The following is a 15,949-nucleotide window of genomic DNA, read 5'->3' on the forward strand; positions in this document are numbered from 1 at the left end:
AGAAAACCTGAAAGAGCACCATGACCAGACTTCACCACGACCGGCCATTGATCCATCCGGACTGCACAATCACCGACAGCCGCTTCGGTGCCTATGTCGAGATCGGCGCGGGCAGCCGCGTGGCCCATTCCGAATTCGGGGATTATTCCTATTGCGACCGCTTTGCCGATATCGCCAATGCGACGATCGGCAAATTCGCCAATATCGCCAGTTTCGCGCGGGTCGGGCCGACCGATCATCCGATGCAGCGGGCGTCGCTGCACCATTTCCTGTACCGGTCGGGGGATTATTGGGACGATGCCCAGGACGACCCGGAATTCTTTGCCCATCGGCGCAGCCGGCGGGCGCGGATCGGGCATGACAGCTGGATCGGTCACAATGCCATCATCCGCCCCGAGATCACGGTGGGCGATGGCGCCGTGGTGGCGGCGGGGGCGGTCGTGACGAGGGACGTGGCGCCCTACATGATCGTGGCGGGTGTGCCCGCGGCGCCGTTGCGGACGCGGTTCGATCCCGACACCGCGGCGCGGCTGGTAGCGTTGGCCTGGTGGGACTGGCCGCATGCGGCGCTGCGGGCGGCGCTGACGGATTTCCGCACCCTGTCGGTCCATGCTTTCCTTGAGAAATACGGTGGCTGAGCTTCGGCCGATGGCCTGCGCGCGCGAAAAAAGGGGGACCCGAAGATCCCCCTCTGACACATTAAAAACACTGTCTATAAAGGTACTAATTCCCACAAACCTTCCCAGGTTCCACTCTTTACCAGTGTCCTTATCGCGGGTTTCGATGGCTTGCGTTTGGCAGCATTGGCACAAATTTGTGACAGTGTGTTTTATTCCGCGGCCAGCTTCATGCCCGCATTCTGATCGAACATGCGTTGCGCCGCCGCCCCCGCCAGATAGGCCAGGCGGCCATCGGCGATCGTCATCTCGACCAGCCGGGTTTCGGCGTTGATCACCGTCAGATCGGCGCGTTTGCCGATATCCAGCCGACCCCGGTCGGGCAGGCGCAGGATCTGCGCCGGGGTTTCCGAGATCATGGCCCAGGCGCGGGGCAGCGGCGCGATGCCCTTGTCCACCAGATGCCAGACGGCGCGGGTCAGCGCGGGGTAATAGTAATCCGACACCAGCGCATCACAGAGCCCCTGGCGCACCAGATCCTCGGCCGCGACATTGCCCGATTGCGAGCGACCCCGCACCAGGTTCGGCGCGCCCATCAGGACGGGATCGTTCATCGCCTTGGCGGCGGCGGCGGCCTTGCGCGCGGTGGGGAATTCGGCGATCCGCGCGCCGATCATCGAATAGCGTTCGCGGGTCTCGCCATCGGGGTCGTCATGGCTGCCATAGATCACGCCCAGCCGGTCGAACGCATCGGCCAGCCGGCACAGGTGGCGGGGCACCTCGGGCTGGCGGGCTTTGGCGGCGCGGGCGGCGGCGATGTGTTCCTCGATGCTGCGCCCGGCGCCTTTGGCCCAGTGGTACAGCGCGGGCGAGGCGGTGTCCGCATGGTCCAGCACGTCGTCCAGGTGATTGTTGAACACCACGTAATCGACGCCATGGGTCCGGATCGCGGCCAGCAGACGGTCGCCGCTGTCGACCAGGTGGGTTTCACAGCGGATCTGGATGCGCAGATCGGTCAGCGCCTGGGGGCGGTAGAGCGACAGTGCCGCCAGCAGCTTTTCGGCGTGGTCGGGGCCGCGGTGGCCGCCCTCCCATGACCAGCTTTGCGCCAGCCAGGCGGTGGTGATGCCATTGGCGGCGGCGTCGCGGTCGGTGCCCGCAAGGCCGGTCATGAAATCGAAGGGCGCGGTGGGGCGGGGCGCCATGTGCCGTTCGAACGCGTCGCCATGCAGGTCGATAATGCCGGGCAGGATCAGATAGCCGCTCAGGTCGACCTCGGGCAGGGGGCCCTTGGTGATCCGGCCGTCCCGGATGGCCAGCGAACGCTGCTGCATTTCGCCGTCACGCAGGATCTGGGCGCCGGTAAAGCGCAGGGGGGGCAGGGTCGGGCACATCGGGCTGCTCGGGTTGTGGTTTGGCCTGTGGATAACCCGAATCTGTATCGCGCTTGTGACAAAAACGCTTGTTTTGCGGTCAATCCGGCGTCACGACCAGGCAGATCCGGTCGCCCGCGAACCAGGTCAGCCCATATTCCAGGGGTTGATCGGCGGGGTCGATATTCATGCTTTCGGTGCGCAGGATCGGTGCGCCCTCGCGGATGCGCAGGTGCAGCGCCTGGGTCGCATCGGCCTGGCGCGCGGTCAGCCGGGTCGAGGCGCGGGTGTAATCGGTCACCCCCTCGGCCCGCAGCGCCTCGGTCACCGACCCGCCCTTGCCCAGCCGTTTCAGCAGGCCCGGAAACCGCGCGGCGGGAAAGACCGACCGAAAGACCGCCAGCGGCGCGTCATCGGCCAGCGACAGCCCCTCATAGACATGCACGGGATCCTCGGCGGTCAGGCGCAGCGCCTTGGCCTCGACCTCATCGGGCAGGCGGGTTTCCAGACGCAGGATCTGCTTCGACGGGGTCTGTCCGCCCGCGGTCAGGTTCTGGTGATACCGCACCCGGCGCCCGATCGGGTATTCGGTGGGCTTGGCCGCCACGAAGACCCCCGCGCCGCGCCGGGAATGCACCAGCCCACGATCGCCCATATCCCCCAGCGCATGGCGCACCGTGTGCCGGTTGACGCCGAAGCGCTGGGACAGCGCGGCCTCGGTCGGCAGCTTGTCGCCGGGGCGGTATTGCCCGGCGGCGATTTCACCTTCCAGCGTGGTGGCGATGGATTTCCAGATCGGGGTGCGGGCCATGTCATCAAATCTTCATGCGCCCCGGCTTGCGCGACTCGGGGCAGGTGGTGTAATAATTTGTATAGTTGTATAGGATAATAGACAGGTTGGCAAGTTGTCCAGATGACACAGGCGGAAAACACCGAAGCGCGCCGAAACTGGCTTGGTCTGCTGGCCACGGCACCGGGCGACAGTCTGGCGGCGCTTTGTGACAGGCTCGCGAACCGGCCCGATTTCGATTGGTTGCGCCCGCCCGAGATCGGCTCGGTCATGGTGCGGGGCCGGACCGGCGGCACCGGCGCACCTTTCAATCTGGGCGAGATGACGGTGACCCGCTGCGCGCTGCAACTGCGGGGCAGCGATGTGGTGGGCCACGGCTATGTCCAGGGGCGCGACAAGGCCAGGGCCGAGCGCGCCGCGCTGATCGATGCGCTGATGCAGACCGATGCGGCCCAGGCGGTGCGCGCCACGGTTCTGGACCCGCTGGCCGCTGCCCGCGATCAGGCGCGCGGCGCGCGGGCGTCCCGTGCCGCCGCCACGCGGGTCGAGTTTTTCACCATGGCGCGGGGAGAGGATTGATGCAGCACGCCACCACCTTGCAAGGCGGATTTGCCGATGCCGCCCCCGATGCCGCCCGCGCGTTTCGCGCAGCGATGACCGCCATGGCCCGGCCCGGCACCATCGTCGACATGGCGGGCGCCACGCCGCCCGCACCGCTGTCGGTGGCCGCCGCCACGCTGTTGCTGACGCTGGCCGACCGTGAAACGCCGCTGCACCTGGCGGGGCGCCATGACACGCCCGATCTGCGCGCCTGGCTGACCTTTCACACCGGCGCGCCGCTGGTTGCGGCCGCCGATGCGATGTTCGCGCTGGGCGACTGGGCCGCGCTGCAACCGCTGCACGGCTATGCCATCGGCCGCGCCGATTACCCCGACCGCTCGGCCACGCTGATCGTGGAATGCGATGACCTGTCGCCCGACGGCGCCCATCTGACCGGGCCGGGGATCAAGGACAGCGCAACGTTGTCCCTGCCCGAGATCGCAGCGTTTCAGGCCAATGCCGCGCTGTTTCCGCTGGGCCTCGATTTCTTCTTCACCGCCGGGGCGCAGCTTGCCGCGCTGCCCCGCACCACCAAGGTAAGGGCCGCCTGATGTATGTTGCCGTCAAAGGGGGCGAACGCGCCATCGACAACGCCCATGCCTGGCTGGCCGAGGAACGCCGGGGCGATACCGACATCGCCGAGCTGTCCATCGACCAGATCCGCGAACAGCTGGCGCTGGCCGTGAACCGGGTGATGGCCGAAGGCTCGCTTTACGATCCGGACCTGGCCGCGCTGGCCATCAAACAGGCGCGCGGCGATCTGATCGAGGCGATCTTCCTGATCCGCGCCTATCGCACCACGCTGCCGCGCCTGGGCCATTCCGAGCCGGTCGATACCGGCGCGATGGCCTGCGAACGCCGGATATCCGCTACGTTCAAGGATCTGCCGGGCGGGCAGGTGCTGGGGCCGACCTTCGACTATACCCACCGGCTGCTGGATTTCGCGCTGGCCGCCGAAGGCGACGCGGCGCCGCCCGCGCCCCAGGCCCCGGCCGATGACGTGCCCAAGCCGCGCGTCAGCGATTTCCTGAATCGCGAGGGGCTGATCGAAACCCAGCCCGATAGCGACACGCCCCCGCCCGACCTGACGCGCGCGCCGCTGGAATTCCCGGCCGAGCGTGCCCTGCGCCTGCAATCGCTGGCGCGCGGCGACGAAGGTTTCGTGCTTGGCATGGCCTATAGTACTCAGCGCGGCTATGGCCGCACGCACGCCTTCGTGGGCGAGCTGCGCATGGGCCAAGTGGCGGTGGAAATGGAGATCCCCGAATTGGGCTTTGCCATCGAAATCGGCGAGATCACCCTGACCGAATGCGAAACGGTGAACCAGTTCAAGGGCTCGAAAACCGAGCCGGCGCAATTCACCCGCGGTTACGGGCTGGTCTTCGGCCATTCCGAGCGCAAGGCGATCTCGATGTCACTGGTCGACCGCGCGCTGCGCTGGCAGGAGCTGGGCGAAGAGAATTCCGGCGCCCCTGCACAGGACGAGGAATTCGTGCTGGCCCATGCCGACAATATTCAGGCCATGGGCTTTCTGGAGCATATCAAGCTGCCCCATTACGTCGATTTTCAATCTGAGCTGGAATTGGTGCGCAAGATCCGCGCCGAGGCGTCACAGGCCGCCACACCGGAGGCCGCCGAATGAGACCGGGGTCAGTCTTCGCCGCCGGTATCCACCAGCCAGCCACCGGGGCCGGCCACCGCATCGGGCAGGGTCACGATCATCGCCTCGCGCAGCAGACCAAGGGTCATCAGGCTGAACGCGATCTGGTCGAACGTGATGCTGCTCAGGAATTCCATGCGACGTGCTCCTCTGGTCTGCACCTTCATTCCTGTCAGGCAATTGGGGCCGAAACATGACGCAATCGGATCAATATAACTTCGCTTATCTCGACGAGCAGACAAAGCGCATGATCCGCCGGGCATTGTTGAAAGGCCTGGCCATCCCCGGCTATCAGGTGCCCTTTGCCAGCCGCGAAATGCCCATGCCCTATGGCTGGGGAACGGGCGGCGTGCAGGTCTCGGCGGCCTGCCTCACGCCCGAGGATACGCTCAAGGTGATCGATCAGGGGGCCGATGACACCACCAACGCGGTCTCGATCCGCAAGTTCTTCGAGCGCACCGCCGGGGTGGCGACGACCGAACACACGCCCGACGCGAGCCTTATCCAGACGCGCCACCGGATCCCCGAAACCCCGCTGACCCAGGATCAGATCCTGGTCTATCAGGTGCCGATCCCCGAACCCCTGCGGTTCCTGGAGCCGCGCGAGACCGAAACCCGCAAGATGCACGAGCTGCAGGAATACGGCCTGATGCATGTGCGGCTTTACGAGGATATCGCCCAGCACGGCCATATCGCCACCGCCTATGCCTATCCGGTGCGGGTCGAGGGGCGCTATGTCATGGACCCGTCGCCAATCCCGAAATTCGACAATCCCAAACTGGGCGATTGCCCGGCGATCCAGCTGTTCGGCGCGGGCCGCGAACAGCGCATCTATGCGCTGCCCCCCTATACGCAGGTCGTGTCGCTCGATTTCGACGACCACCCCTTCGATCCGTCCAAGGCCGATCACGATTGCGCGCTTTGCGGGGCGGCGGACAGCTATCTCGACGAGGTCATCGTCGATGACCGGGGCGGACGGATCTTCGTCTGCTCCGACACCGATTACTGCGCCGGCCGGCGCGCTGAAACCGGGGGGCCGGAATGACCCTTCTTCTTGGTGAAAATATCCTGCGGGGGTGCGGGGGTGCAAAGCCCCCGCCTCCGACAGAGGGGACGAACGCAACAGGGGGCATGGGATGACACCGCTTTTGCAGGTCACAGGCCTGTCGAAACATTATGGCGCGCGGATCGGCTGCGCAGGGGTCGCCTTCGATCTTTACCCGGGCGAGGTGCTGGGCATCGTCGGCGAAAGCGGCTCGGGCAAATCCACGCTGCTGAACTGTCTGGCGGGGCACCTGACCCCGGATCGTGGGCAGGTGCTGTTCGACACCCGCGCCGACGGGTTGCGCGACACGGTCACGATGTCGGAACCCGAACGGCGGATGCTGGCGCGGACCGACTGGGCCTTTGTGCATCAGAACCCGCGCGACGGGCTGCGCATGGGCGTCAGCGCGGGCGGCAATGTGGGCGAGCGGCTGATGGCCGTGGGCGGGCGCCACTATGGCCGGATCCGCGACACCGCGACCGACTGGCTGGGCCGGGTCGAGATCGCCGCCGACCGCATCGACGACCGCCCCTCGGCCTTTTCGGGCGGGATGCAGCAACGGCTGCAGATCGCGCGCAATCTGGTGACCGGGCCGCGGCTGGTCTTCATGGACGAACCGACAGGCGGGCTTGATGTCAGCGTGCAGGCGCGGCTGCTGGATCTGTTGCGGGGATTGGTGCGCGAAATGGGGTTGAGCGCGATCCTGGTCACCCATGATCTGGCGGTGGTGCGGCTTTTGGCGGACCGGCTGATGGTGATGAAGTCGGGCCATGTGGTCGAGGCGGGCCTGACCGATCAGGTGCTGGACGATCCGCAGCATCCCTATACCCAGCTGCTGGTCAGTTCGGTTCTGCAGATGTGAACGCGCCGGGGGCCAGCCCCCCGGACCCCCGGAGTATTTGGACCAAGAAGAAGATGATGATCGAATTGAACGGCGTTGGCAAAAGCTTCACCCTGCACAACCAGGGTGGCACCGAGATTCCGGTTCTGGCCGGGGCGGAGCTGTCGGTTGCGCCGGGGGAATGCGTGGCGTTGACCGGGGCATCGGGGGCGGGGAAATCCACGCTGATGCGGATGATCTATGGCAACTACCGGACCCAGGCGGGATCGATCCGGGTGGGCGGGGTCGATGTGACCGCCGCCGCCCCGCGCGAGATCCTGCGGCTGCGGCGCGAGGGGTTGGGTTATATCAGCCAGTTCCTGCGGGTGGTGCCGCGTGTGCCGACGGTTGCGGTGGTGGCCGAGCCGCTGTTGCAGCTGGGGCGGCCGCGGGATCAGGCGCTGGATGTGGCGCGCGGGTTGTTGCACCGGTTGAACATTCCCGAACGGCTGTGGGATCTGTCGCCCACCACGTTTTCGGGCGGCGAGCAGCAGCGGGTCAATATCGCGCGGGGGTTCGCCCATGCCTATCCGGCGCTGTTGCTGGATGAGCCGACCGCCAGCCTGGATGCGGTGAACCGCGCCGTGGTGCTGGAGATGATCGCCGAGGCCAAGGCGCGCGGTGCGGCGATCCTGGGGATCTTTCACGATGTGGCCGCGCGCGATGCGGTGTGCGACCGCGCGGTCGATGTGGGGGCCTTTACCCCCGGCGCGGTGCAATGAGCGGCGCGCTTTTCGCCGTGGTGGGCCCGTCGGGTGTGGGCAAGGACACGCTGATGACCGCCGCGGCGGCACGGTCGCCGGCGGTGAAGCTGGTGCGGCGGGTGATCACCCGGCCCGCCGATGCGGGCGGCGAGGATTTCGAGGCGGTCGGCATGGACGCGTTCGCGCGCCGCCGCGACGCTGGTGAGTTCGTGCTGCATTGGGGCGCGCATGGGCTGTTCTATGGCATCCCGCGCGGGATCGAGCGGGATCTGGCGGCGGCGCGTCTGGTGCTGTTCAACGGCTCGCGCGGGATCATGCCCGAGGCGCAGCGGCGTTTCCCCGATCTGATCGTGCTGCATGTGACCGCGCCGGTGCCGGTGCTGGCCGAACGGCTGGCCGCGCGGGGCCGTGAAAGCGCGGATGACATCGCGGCGCGGCTGACCCGGGCGGGCTATGACCTGCCGCCGGGGCTGAATGTGCGCACGATCTGCAACGACCGCGATCTGGACAGCGCGGTCGACGCGTTCCTTGCGGCGCTTCAGCCGGTCAGGGCATAGCGATGCAGGTTGTGAAAGCGGCCATCCTTGCCCTCGCCGAACAGGCACAGGCTGTCGATCCGCACCGGGCGCGGCAGAAGCGGGGTCAGCGCCGGGGCCAGGGTGTCGGCCGTGGCCTGCAGCTGGTCGGGTTGCAGCCGTCCGGTCAGCGTCATGTGAAAGCGGAATTCATCCATCACATAGGGATAGCCCCAGCGCATCAGCAGGTCGCGCTGGCTGTCGCTCAGCCGGTCGGGGCGGCGGCGGGTGATGTCGTCTTCGGTCAGCGGCGCGCGGTGCCGGTCCAGCCCGGCCACCACGGTGGCGGCCAGATCGGGCAGGGTGCCCGCATCGCCATCGGGCACCAGCGCCAGGAAATGCCCGATCTGCGCCAGTTTCAGCGCCGGAAACCGGGCCGGCGCCAGGGTCGCGGCCAGTGCGGTCATATCCGCGTGCAGGCCGAAGATGTCGGAATCCTCGGCCAGTCGAAAGGGCGGCTTGATCGTGCCGTGAAACCCGTATTTGCGCGGTGTGGCCGTCAGCTGCGCCACCGGCGCGGGCAGGCCGGGCAGGGCGGGGTGAACCGGCGCCTTGCCGGTTTCGGGATCCCAGCCCAGCCATTGTGCCGTGAAATCCGCCAGCGTCCCGGGTTGCGGGGCCACATAAATCGCGTAGCGTCTGAAACCTTCCACTGTCCGCCCCGTTTTCTGCTTGCCAGACCGGCCTGCCATGCGGCCAGCTTTTCCGCAAGGAGTATGCCATGACCGAGACCGTTTTTGCCAATGCCACCGTGGTTCTGCCCGACGAGACCCTGCGCGGGTCGGTTCTGGTGCGTGACGGGCGGATCGCGGATATCGCGCCGGGGCGCGCGGTGGCGGCCGGTGCGGTGGATTGCGCGGGCGATCTGTTGATGCCGGGCCTGATCGAGCTGCACACCGACAATCTGGAGCGTCACATCCAGCCGCGCCCCAAGGTCGACTGGCCCCATGCCAGCGCGATCCTGGCCCATGACGCGGAACTCGCCGGGGTGGGGATCACCACGGTGTTCGACGCGATGCGCGTGGGGTCGATCCCGACGGGGCGGGGGGCTTATACCGCCTATGCGCGCGGGCTGGCGTCCGAGCTGCTGGCGCTGCGCGACCGGGGGGCGCTGAGGATCAGCCATTTCCTGCATCTGCGGGCCGAGGTCTGTTCCGAAACCCTGGTGGCCGAGCTGTCGGAATTCGACGCCGCCGACCGGGTGGGGATCGTCAGCCTGATGGACCACACCCCCGGCCAGCGCCAGTTCCGCGATGTCGAGAAGCTGGCGCAATACGTCATGGGCAAGCACAACCTGACGCCCGAGGAATTCGACGCCCATGTCGCGCATCTGAAGGATCTGCGGGACCGGTTCGGCGACGATCACGAGGCCGCCGCCGTGGCCGAGGCGCAGCGCTTCGGCGCGGTGCTGGCCAGCCATGACGACACCACGGCGGACCATGTGGCGACCTCGGCCGGCTATGGCATCCGGCTGGCGGAATTTCCCACCACGGTCGAGGCCGCACAGGCCTGTCACACCCATGCGATCGCGGTGATGATGGGCGCGCCGAACCTGATCCGGGGCGGGTCGCATTCGGGCAATGTGTCGGCCGCCGACCTGGCCGAGCGGGACCTGCTGGATATCGTGTCGTCGGATTACGTGCCCTCGGCGCTGATGCTGGCGGCGCTGATGCTGGGCGATCTGTGGGGCGACGTGGCGCGCGGGGTGGCCACGGTCACGCGCGCGCCCGCCGATGCCACCGGCCTGTCGGACCGGGGCCGCATCGCGCCCGGCGCGCGGGCCGATCTGGTGCGGGTGACCCGCGTCGAGGGCACGCCGATGGTGCGTGAAACCTGGGTTCAGGGGCAGCGCGTGGCATGATTTGACACAGCGCAAGGCGCGCGGCGCAACCCGTGCTATGGTGCATGCAGGGGAAAAGGGGCGGTCCATCATACTCAGGAGGAGGAGTTACCCCGATGTCGAAGACCAAGGAAAACAGCAACCCGCTTGCAGGCTATGGCGCGATGCAGGCGGAAAATGTCGAGCGTCTGAACCTGCTTGGCACCGCGTTTGTCGAGAATATCGGCAAGATGAACACCGAGGTTCTGCGGTTTCTGGGCGAGCGTCTGCAAGAGGATCTGAAGACCCAGCATGCGCTGATGCAATGCCACGACGTGGCCAGGATGTCGGAGATCCAGTCCGCATTCCTGAAGACCGCGTTCGAACAATACACCGCCGAAACCGGCAAGATGGTGCAGATGGGCATGCAGATCGTCGAGGATACGCTGAAGCCCGGAACGGCCCGCTAAGGCGTGCGCCGACAACAAAAGGTTGTAATTTGCGGGCATCCCGTCTTTAGTGCGGGCACGGAATGTAAGGAATGCGCCCTGTTTTGGGAGGAATGAGGCGCGTTTCGGGGTGTCGCGGCAGAGCCGTCTCTGCCGCGATTACTTTGCCGGGCGGGCCGAAACGACCCGCCCTTTTTCGTGCGCCCCTAGCGATTGTCGGGCTGCGCCCGAACCGACCGCCGGCCTTTCTCCGAGATCCGGTAAGGCGCCGAGGCATGGGATTCCACCAGCCTTTTGCGCCGCAGCTTGGCAAAGACCTCAAGCGTGCAATTGGCCAGCACATGGCCGTCGCGCGTAAAGCAGGTGACATCCAGGATGCGGCCGTTCGGGCCGCGCTGATACAGGATGCGACCACCCTGCGCCAACGCGTGCAGCACGCGCTGTTCGTTTTTCGAGATGTTCATTGATGTGTGCCTGATCAAACCATGTCAAATGACGCGCCCGGTGGTCCCGGGTGCGTTTTCAGGCCCGCATGTGGCAGGCCGTCAGTGGTTCGAAACACGCTCCAACATCGACAATTCCCCTGTTTGCAAGGTTGATTGTGCCTAGCATCGCCGGGTGTCGCCGCCAAGGCGTCCCGGTCGGTAAATCACGGGCTGCGGCGCAAAGGACGCAGCCCGCCGGTGGGTTATTCGAATTCCATCTCGGTAAAGACGACACCGGCGTTCTTGGTGGCCAGCTCCTCGAACGTGTCCAGATGGGCATAGGGCGTCTGGTCGACGTAATAGGCGTCGTCCAGCGTGCCGCCATTGTCCAGATGTTCGCCGATCTTGCCGCGCAGATAGGCCAGATAGTCATGGGTGCCGATGCGCACCATGTCCATGTTGGTCGGGTGGCCGTGGCCGGGGATCACGTAAAGCGCGCCCAGCGGTTCGAACGCGGTTTCCCAGGTTTCCAGCCAGCAGCTTGTGCAGGTATCGGCAAAGATCGGCGGCATGCGTTCGTGAAACGCGATGTCGCCCGCGATCACCATCTTCTGTTCGGGCAGCCAGACCTGGATGTCGCCCGCGCTGTGGGCGGGACCCAGGTGCAGCACCTCGATATGCATGTCGCCCATGTCGATGTCGTGGCGATCCTCGAACGTGATGGTGGGGCCGGTGGGCACGGTGCCCTCGGCGTTTTCGCGGGCATAGCGTTTCATGCCCTCGAAAATCTGGGTCTGATATTCCTCGAACTCATGCGCGGCGTCGACATGGGCCAGCACGTCGATCCCCTGTTCGGTCCAGTAATTGTTGCCCAGCATCGCGTGGCCCTGGCCGTTTTCGTTGATCACCAGCTTCACCGGCTGGTCGGTCACGGCCTTGATCTCGTCATGCAGGGCCTTGGACAGCGCGTAATTCGCGCCCGCGTTCACCACGATCACCCCGTCACCCGTGACGATGAAGGACAGGTTGTTGTTGTGGCCCGCGTTTTCATAGGTGGGCGGCGCGGTGGCGCCGATGGCGGACCAGACATTCGGGATCACCTGGACCGGCTTTTCGTACAGCACCGATTGCGGGTATTGATCGGGGATATCCTCGCTGGCGAAAGCGGGCAAAGCGGCAAGCGCGAAAAGCGCGGCGAAGCGGGTCATGTCCTGTCCTCCCTGACTGGTGAGGATAATATAGTCACATTTGAATATGTATGGCCAGCGCGGTTTGCGCCTGTGCCGGTCAGACCTCGGCGATCTTGCGCGCCTCGGCCAGAACGGCGGACAGGACCGGGGTAAAGGGCTCGCGCAGCGGCGCGACCAGCCCCACCAGATGCGACACTTCGGGATCGGTGATCGGACAGGCGGCCAGATCGCCCGACGCCAGGAACGGCCGCACGGTGCGCATGGGCAGGATCGTGGCCCAGCCGCCGGACAGCACATGGCTGATCAGCACGACGACCGAATTCGATTCCAGCCGCGGCGCGGCCTCGGCCCCGGCCTGGGCCATGTGGTGATTGACGATGCGCCGGTTCTGCATGTCGCCCGTCAACAGGCACAGCGGCAGGGTCGCGGCCGTGGCCCAGGTGATGCTGTCGCGGGCGTCCTGGGCGCGGGTCACCAAATAGTAATGTTCCTGAAACAGCGGCACCGTGGTCACACGGCCCAGCGGTTCGTTTTCCAGATAGGTGATCCCAGCGTCGATCTCGAGGTTGTCGAGCGCGGTCAGGATATCGGCCGAACTGTGCGAGGTGATGGTGAAATGCAGGTTCGGGTGCCGTGTGCGCAGCGGCGCGGTCAGGTCGCTGGCCAGCGACAGGGCCGTGGGGATGACCGAAATCCGCAAGTTCCCCGACAGCCCGGTCTTGGCGGCGCGCATTTCCTGGCGCATGGCGCGGGCATCGCCGACGATCCGGCGCGCCCATTCAAGCACCCGCTGCCCTTCGGGCGTCAGGCCGCGAAACCGCGACCCGCGCCAGACCAGCATGACGCCCAGCTGCGCCTCGAGCTGCTTGATCGCCGCCGAAAGGGTGGGCTGGGTCACGCCGCATTCCTCGGCCGCGCGGCCGAAATGCCGATGGTTGGCCAGGGCGATGAACATTTCCAGCTTGTCGATCATGGCGCGCAGTCTGGCACCCTTTGCCGCGCGGGGAAAGGGGCGCCGGAGGGGTCTGGCGTTACCGCGTCGCGGTGCCGCCGCGCCCGCGCTTGCCCGCCAGCAGCGACTGCACCGTATAGACCAGGATCGCGATCCCCACGGCCCCGGCGGCGGCAATCCCCAGGATCAGGATCACATCGACCGGCCCGCCGATATCGCGCAGATGCGAATGGGTCATCAGCAACACGAACCACACCGCCGCCACCGCGCCCACCGGCATCGACAGCTGCGCCAGCAGGAACTTGCGCCAGCTGATCGCGCGGTCGCGGATCAGCACGTAAAGATAGGCCAGCGTGACGATCCCGGCGGCAACCACCATGGCCCAGAACAGGCCCGTGCCGAAGATCTCCTCGAACACGGCCAGCAGGGTTCCGAATGTCAGGTCTTTCATGGTCTCTCTCCCTTATGCGCGGCCGCGCAGCATGGCGTTATAGGTGGCTTTCAGCGCGACTTCCTTCATCAGCCAGCTGATCCACAATTCCTCCAGCGGGGCGATCACGCCGGGGAAGGACGGCACCAGGTTGTCGTTATAGTCGAACTCGACCAGCATCGCGCGGCCCACGCGGGTGATCATCGGGCACGAGGTATAGCCGTTATAGGTCTCGGTTGGGTCGCGCCCCTGCAGGGTGGCGATGATACCATCCTCGACCACGGGCACCTGCCATTTGACGCTGGCGGCGGTCTTGCCCTTGGGCACGCCCGCCACATCGCCAAGCGCCCAGATATTGTCGAACCGCAGATGCCGCAGGCTGGCCATGTCGCATTCGACCCAGCCCTGATCGGTCCAGCGGTCGGCCCAGGACAGGCCGGACTGGCGGATCACTTCGGGCGCGCGCTGGGGCGGGATCACGTGGATATAGTCATAGTCGCGCGTGACCGACCCCTCGGGCGTGTCGAAGGTCGCGGTTTTCGCGCCCGCGTCCAGGCCGCGCAGGACGTGGCTATAGGTGGGCTGGATGTCCCGCTGGCCAAAGATCATCCGCACCTTTTCCGACACGATGGGCACGCCGAACAGCGTGTCGTTTTGCGCCATGTAATGCACGTCCAGCTTGCCGCGCGTGCCGGCGGTGCGGGCGATATCCTCGATCAGGAAGGTGTGTTTCAGCGGCGCGCCGGCGCATTTCATCTCGGTCGCGGGGCGGGTGAACAGGCCCACGCCCCCGGTTTCGGTATAGGCCTGCGCGGCCTTCCACGTCGCGGCGGCGTATTGCGGCCCGGCGTAAAGCGCGCCGATGCCGTTCTGGCCCACCATATCCAGCGAGAACCCCTCGATCGCGTCGTGGTCCAGCACCAGCCCGGGCGCCAGCACCAGCAGGTCATAGGCGACACTCTGGCCGTCTGCGGTGGCGACGGTCTGTGCCTCGGGGTCGATGGCGGTTGCGGCCTGCGGGATCAGCGTCACGTCGCGCGGCAGCCAGTCGGTGGTTTTCGACACGACGTAATCGGCGGGCTTCAACCCGGCGGCGACCAGCGACAGGCCGGGCTGGTACAGGTGATCGGCGCGCGGGTCGATCAGGGTGATCTGCGCGCCCGCCAGACGGCGCACCAGCCGGTTGGCCAGCGCGGTGCCGCCCGCGCCCGCGCCGATGATGACGATGCGGGCCTTGGTGGCGATCTGGGCGTCTGCGGGGGCGGTTGCACCGGCGGTCGCCAGCGCGGTTCCCGCCGCCGCCAGCGACAGCATTTGCCTGCGGTTCAGGGTGGTCTTCATTTCGGTAGACTTTCGTATGCAGTGACAGTGGGCACCGGGCGGCCCGTGGCATCGGGCGATGAAGTGGACCGGCCTGGTGCGGTTATTCGGGTTGACAGATCTGCCGGGCGGCGATGGCCCGGCCGGTGCGCAGGATCAGCGCCGCCACGATCAGCACCAGCAGCGCCAGCCCGGCATAGGCCGCCAGCACATGCCCGTGCGATCCGGCCAGCGCGCCGAAGCGCAGCGTGGCGATGGTAAAGGCCGCGACCGGAAAGCTGAGCGCCCACCACGACAGCGCAAAGGGCTGGCCGCGCAGCTTGGCGATCTGGGTGGCGGCAAGCCCGGCAAAGACAATCGCCGCGCCGTAAAGGATGCGGGCAAACCCGTCCAGCACCCCGCCATTCAGTTGCAGCCAGGCCAGAAAGGCGACGGCGGGCGGCGCGATCAGGATCGCCAGCGTCGGCACCATCTTGCCCGGCAGGGGGTCGTGAAACACCAGCCGGTTCATCACCAGCACCAGCAGCACGATCCAGAAGATCAGCCCGGCTGAGAAGAAGACCCAAGAGCTTTCGGGAAAGCCCAGGGCGACGCCCGCCACCGGGGCCACCACATTGCCCACCGCCGGGATGAACCAGGCGGGCGAGATGTGAATGGTCTGGAACGTGCGATGCCCGATCCAGTTCGACAGCACCGCAAGCGTCAGCGTCGCCTGCAACAGCGCGCCCAGCACCCAGATCACCCGCGCCACATCCGCCGATACCGGGCGCATCGCCGTGGCGATCAGCAGCATCGAGATCGACAGCGCGGGAAAGAACGCCAGCTTCACCGGGTGGTGCCATTCCGCCAGCACCGCCGCGCGATAGCGCAGGGTTTTCAGCGCATAGATCGCCACCAGCGTCAGGAACAGCAGCACGGTCGCGGCCAGGGCCGCATGGCTGGCCAGGTGGGCGGCGTGGGCCTGCCCCTCGACCGCGTGCAGGGCCAGGGTCAGCCCGGCCAGCCCCATCACGCTGGCAAAGAAGGGCACCGGGAAATGTTGCAGCCGGTGAAGCGGCTCGACCGGGGCTGCGGGGGGTGTGACGGTGTCGGTCATGGCAGATCTCGTTCAGGTTCGGGG

The 15,949-nt window shown here is 66.6% G+C and carries 20 protein-coding genes; 10 read left to right on the top strand and 10 right to left on the bottom strand.

Features of this window, described 5'->3' with window-relative positions; translation table 11 throughout:
- The first annotated feature begins 20 nt into the window (after positions 1 to 20).
- On the top strand, positions 21 to 638 hold the full coding sequence (locus CLM60_RS09805) for a DapH/DapD/GlmU-related protein (protein ID WP_095588979.1): 618 nt from the start codon (positions 21 to 23) through the stop codon (positions 636 to 638).
- Positions 639 to 829: 191 nt separating this feature from the next.
- On the opposite strand, the gene CLM60_RS09810 is transcribed toward CLM60_RS09805, so the two are convergent.
- Together CLM60_RS09810 and phnF are read right to left on the bottom strand one after the other, a co-directional pair.
- The gene (locus CLM60_RS09810) at positions 830 to 2,011 is read right to left on the bottom strand and encodes an alpha-D-ribose 1-methylphosphonate 5-triphosphate diphosphatase (protein WP_095588980.1); all 1,182 of its coding nucleotides are present in this window, start codon (positions 2,009 to 2,011) and stop codon (positions 830 to 832) included.
- A 79-nt stretch (positions 2,012 to 2,090) separates the two neighbouring features.
- Entirely contained in the window at positions 2,091 to 2,801 is a 711-nt protein-coding gene (gene phnF / locus CLM60_RS09815) for a phosphonate metabolism transcriptional regulator PhnF (protein WP_095588981.1), read from the bottom strand.
- A gap of 102 nt (positions 2,802 to 2,903) precedes the next feature.
- On the opposite strand from phnF, the gene phnG reads away from it, so the two are divergent.
- The 3 genes from phnG to CLM60_RS09830 are packed head-to-tail and all read left to right on the top strand — an operon-like array spanning position 2,904 to position 5,022.
- Entirely contained in the window at positions 2,904 to 3,359 is a 456-nt protein-coding gene (gene phnG, locus CLM60_RS09820; protein WP_095588982.1) for a phosphonate C-P lyase system protein PhnG, read from the top strand.
- A complete protein-coding gene (gene phnH / locus CLM60_RS09825) occupies positions 3,359 to 3,931 on the top strand; it encodes a phosphonate C-P lyase system protein PhnH (protein WP_176473843.1) in 573 nt (190 codons plus the stop codon). The genes phnG and phnH overlap by 1 nt, the downstream gene beginning before the upstream one ends.
- Positions 3,931 to 5,022, top strand: coding sequence for a carbon-phosphorus lyase complex subunit (locus CLM60_RS09830; RefSeq protein WP_095588984.1), 1,092 nt, complete (start codon positions 3,931 to 3,933; stop codon positions 5,020 to 5,022). Before phnH ends, CLM60_RS09830 begins: the two co-directional genes overlap by 1 nt.
- An 8-nt stretch (positions 5,023 to 5,030) precedes the next feature.
- On the opposite strand, the gene CLM60_RS20905 is transcribed toward CLM60_RS09830, so the two are convergent.
- Positions 5,031 to 5,177 carry a hypothetical protein gene (locus CLM60_RS20905; RefSeq protein WP_176473844.1) on the bottom strand — a complete coding sequence of 49 codons (147 nt, stop codon included), beginning with the start codon at positions 5,175 to 5,177 and terminating at the stop codon, positions 5,031 to 5,033.
- A 56-nt stretch (positions 5,178 to 5,233) separates the two neighbouring features.
- On the opposite strand from CLM60_RS20905, the gene CLM60_RS09835 reads away from it, so the two are divergent.
- From CLM60_RS09835 to phnN, 4 genes are all read left to right on the top strand, one after another.
- Positions 5,234 to 6,085 carry an alpha-D-ribose 1-methylphosphonate 5-phosphate C-P-lyase PhnJ gene (locus CLM60_RS09835; protein WP_095588985.1) on the top strand — a complete coding sequence of 284 codons (852 nt, stop codon included), beginning with the start codon at positions 5,234 to 5,236 and terminating at the stop codon, positions 6,083 to 6,085.
- Positions 6,086 to 6,176: 91 nt separating this feature from the next.
- A complete protein-coding gene (phnK, locus tag CLM60_RS09840; RefSeq protein ID WP_095588986.1) occupies positions 6,177 to 6,947 on the top strand; it encodes a phosphonate C-P lyase system protein PhnK in 771 nt (256 codons plus the stop codon).
- A gap of 56 nt (positions 6,948 to 7,003) precedes the next feature.
- A complete protein-coding gene (phnL, locus tag CLM60_RS09845) occupies positions 7,004 to 7,687 on the top strand; it encodes a phosphonate C-P lyase system protein PhnL (protein ID WP_095589324.1) in 684 nt (227 codons plus the stop codon).
- Positions 7,684 to 8,226: a phosphonate metabolism protein/1,5-bisphosphokinase (PRPP-forming) PhnN gene (gene phnN, locus CLM60_RS09850; protein WP_095588987.1), complete on the top strand. Its 543-nt coding sequence runs from the start codon at positions 7,684 to 7,686 to the stop codon at positions 8,224 to 8,226. The genes phnL and phnN overlap by 4 nt, the downstream gene beginning before the upstream one ends.
- Here phnN and CLM60_RS09855 read toward each other — a convergent pair.
- Positions 8,208 to 8,897, bottom strand: coding sequence for a DUF1045 domain-containing protein (locus CLM60_RS09855; protein WP_095589325.1), 690 nt, complete (start codon positions 8,895 to 8,897; stop codon positions 8,208 to 8,210). The genes phnN and CLM60_RS09855 overlap by 19 nt on opposite strands.
- A gap of 68 nt (positions 8,898 to 8,965) precedes the next feature.
- On the opposite strand from CLM60_RS09855, the gene CLM60_RS09860 reads away from it, so the two are divergent.
- Together CLM60_RS09860 and CLM60_RS09865 are read left to right on the top strand one after the other, a co-directional pair.
- Complete coding sequence (locus tag CLM60_RS09860; protein ID WP_095588988.1) at positions 8,966 to 10,105, top strand: alpha-D-ribose 1-methylphosphonate 5-triphosphate diphosphatase; 1,140 nt, start codon at positions 8,966 to 8,968, stop codon at positions 10,103 to 10,105.
- Between the two features lie 95 nt (positions 10,106 to 10,200).
- On the top strand, positions 10,201 to 10,533 hold the full coding sequence (locus CLM60_RS09865) for a phasin family protein (RefSeq protein ID WP_176473845.1): 333 nt from the start codon (positions 10,201 to 10,203) through the stop codon (positions 10,531 to 10,533).
- A gap of 185 nt (positions 10,534 to 10,718) precedes the next feature.
- Here the strand turns inward: CLM60_RS09865 and CLM60_RS09870 are convergent, their stop codons facing one another.
- The 6 genes from CLM60_RS09870 to CLM60_RS09895 form a co-directional block, all read right to left on the bottom strand.
- Positions 10,719 to 10,976, bottom strand: coding sequence for a YjhX family toxin (locus tag CLM60_RS09870; protein WP_095588990.1), 258 nt, complete (start codon positions 10,974 to 10,976; stop codon positions 10,719 to 10,721).
- 224 nt (positions 10,977 to 11,200) lie between these two features.
- A complete protein-coding gene (locus CLM60_RS09875) occupies positions 11,201 to 12,145 on the bottom strand; it encodes an MBL fold metallo-hydrolase (RefSeq protein WP_095588991.1) in 945 nt (314 codons plus the stop codon).
- 79 nt (positions 12,146 to 12,224) lie between these two features.
- The gene (locus tag CLM60_RS09880; RefSeq protein ID WP_095588992.1) at positions 12,225 to 13,100 is read right to left on the bottom strand and encodes a LysR family transcriptional regulator; all 876 of its coding nucleotides are present in this window, start codon (positions 13,098 to 13,100) and stop codon (positions 12,225 to 12,227) included.
- A gap of 58 nt (positions 13,101 to 13,158) precedes the next feature.
- Entirely contained in the window at positions 13,159 to 13,530 is a 372-nt protein-coding gene (locus tag CLM60_RS09885) for a DUF5368 domain-containing protein (RefSeq protein WP_095588993.1), read from the bottom strand.
- A 12-nt stretch (positions 13,531 to 13,542) separates the two neighbouring features.
- Positions 13,543 to 14,850 (bottom strand): FAD-dependent oxidoreductase, encoded by a 1,308-nt coding sequence (locus CLM60_RS09890; RefSeq protein ID WP_095588994.1) that lies wholly within the window; start codon positions 14,848 to 14,850, stop codon positions 13,543 to 13,545.
- Positions 14,851 to 14,932: 82 nt separating this feature from the next.
- Entirely contained in the window at positions 14,933 to 15,925 is a 993-nt protein-coding gene (locus tag CLM60_RS09895; RefSeq protein ID WP_095588995.1) for an SLAC1 anion channel family protein, read from the bottom strand.
- Between the last annotated feature and the right edge of the window lie 24 nt (positions 15,926 to 15,949).

Origin of the sequence: Actibacterium ureilyticum, assembly GCF_002285435.1 — a bacterium.
In the GTDB taxonomy this organism is placed as follows: domain Bacteria; phylum Pseudomonadota; class Alphaproteobacteria; order Rhodobacterales; family Rhodobacteraceae; genus Actibacterium_C; species Actibacterium_C ureilyticum.

What these genes read in the sequence shown, in the direction of transcription:
- CLM60_RS09835 (WP_095588985.1), top strand. Translation starts at nt 5,234, where the DNA reads ATGACGCAATCGGATCAATATAACTTCGCTTATCTCGACGAGCAGACA.
- CLM60_RS09890 (WP_095588994.1), bottom strand. Translation starts at nt 14,850, where the DNA reads ATGAAGACCACCCTGAACCGCAGGCAAATGCTGTCGCTGGCGGCGGCG.
- phnN (WP_095588987.1), top strand. Translation starts at nt 7,684, where the DNA reads ATGAGCGGCGCGCTTTTCGCCGTGGTGGGCCCGTCGGGTGTGGGCAAG.
- CLM60_RS09860 (WP_095588988.1), top strand. Translation starts at nt 8,966, where the DNA reads ATGACCGAGACCGTTTTTGCCAATGCCACCGTGGTTCTGCCCGACGAG.
- phnK (WP_095588986.1), top strand. Translation starts at nt 6,177, where the DNA reads ATGACACCGCTTTTGCAGGTCACAGGCCTGTCGAAACATTATGGCGCG.
- CLM60_RS09865 (WP_176473845.1), top strand. Translation starts at nt 10,201, where the DNA reads ATGTCGAAGACCAAGGAAAACAGCAACCCGCTTGCAGGCTATGGCGCG.
- CLM60_RS09895 (WP_095588995.1), bottom strand. Translation starts at nt 15,925, where the DNA reads ATGACCGACACCGTCACACCCCCCGCAGCCCCGGTCGAGCCGCTTCAC.
- phnH (WP_176473843.1), top strand. Translation starts at nt 3,359, where the DNA reads ATGCAGCACGCCACCACCTTGCAAGGCGGATTTGCCGATGCCGCCCCC.
- CLM60_RS09810 (WP_095588980.1), bottom strand. Translation starts at nt 2,011, where the DNA reads ATGTGCCCGACCCTGCCCCCCCTGCGCTTTACCGGCGCCCAGATCCTG.
- CLM60_RS09830 (WP_095588984.1), top strand. Translation starts at nt 3,931, where the DNA reads ATGTATGTTGCCGTCAAAGGGGGCGAACGCGCCATCGACAACGCCCAT.
- CLM60_RS09805 (WP_095588979.1), top strand. Translation starts at nt 21, where the DNA reads ATGACCAGACTTCACCACGACCGGCCATTGATCCATCCGGACTGCACA.
- CLM60_RS09870 (WP_095588990.1), bottom strand. Translation starts at nt 10,976, where the DNA reads ATGAACATCTCGAAAAACGAACAGCGCGTGCTGCACGCGTTGGCGCAG.
- phnF (WP_095588981.1), bottom strand. Translation starts at nt 2,801, where the DNA reads ATGGCCCGCACCCCGATCTGGAAATCCATCGCCACCACGCTGGAAGGT.
- CLM60_RS09885 (WP_095588993.1), bottom strand. Translation starts at nt 13,530, where the DNA reads ATGAAAGACCTGACATTCGGAACCCTGCTGGCCGTGTTCGAGGAGATC.
- CLM60_RS09880 (WP_095588992.1), bottom strand. Translation starts at nt 13,100, where the DNA reads ATGATCGACAAGCTGGAAATGTTCATCGCCCTGGCCAACCATCGGCAT.
- phnG (WP_095588982.1), top strand. Translation starts at nt 2,904, where the DNA reads ATGACACAGGCGGAAAACACCGAAGCGCGCCGAAACTGGCTTGGTCTG.
- CLM60_RS20905 (WP_176473844.1), bottom strand. Translation starts at nt 5,177, where the DNA reads ATGGAATTCCTGAGCAGCATCACGTTCGACCAGATCGCGTTCAGCCTG.
- phnL (WP_095589324.1), top strand. Translation starts at nt 7,004, where the DNA reads ATGATCGAATTGAACGGCGTTGGCAAAAGCTTCACCCTGCACAACCAG.
- CLM60_RS09875 (WP_095588991.1), bottom strand. Translation starts at nt 12,145, where the DNA reads ATGACCCGCTTCGCCGCGCTTTTCGCGCTTGCCGCTTTGCCCGCTTTC.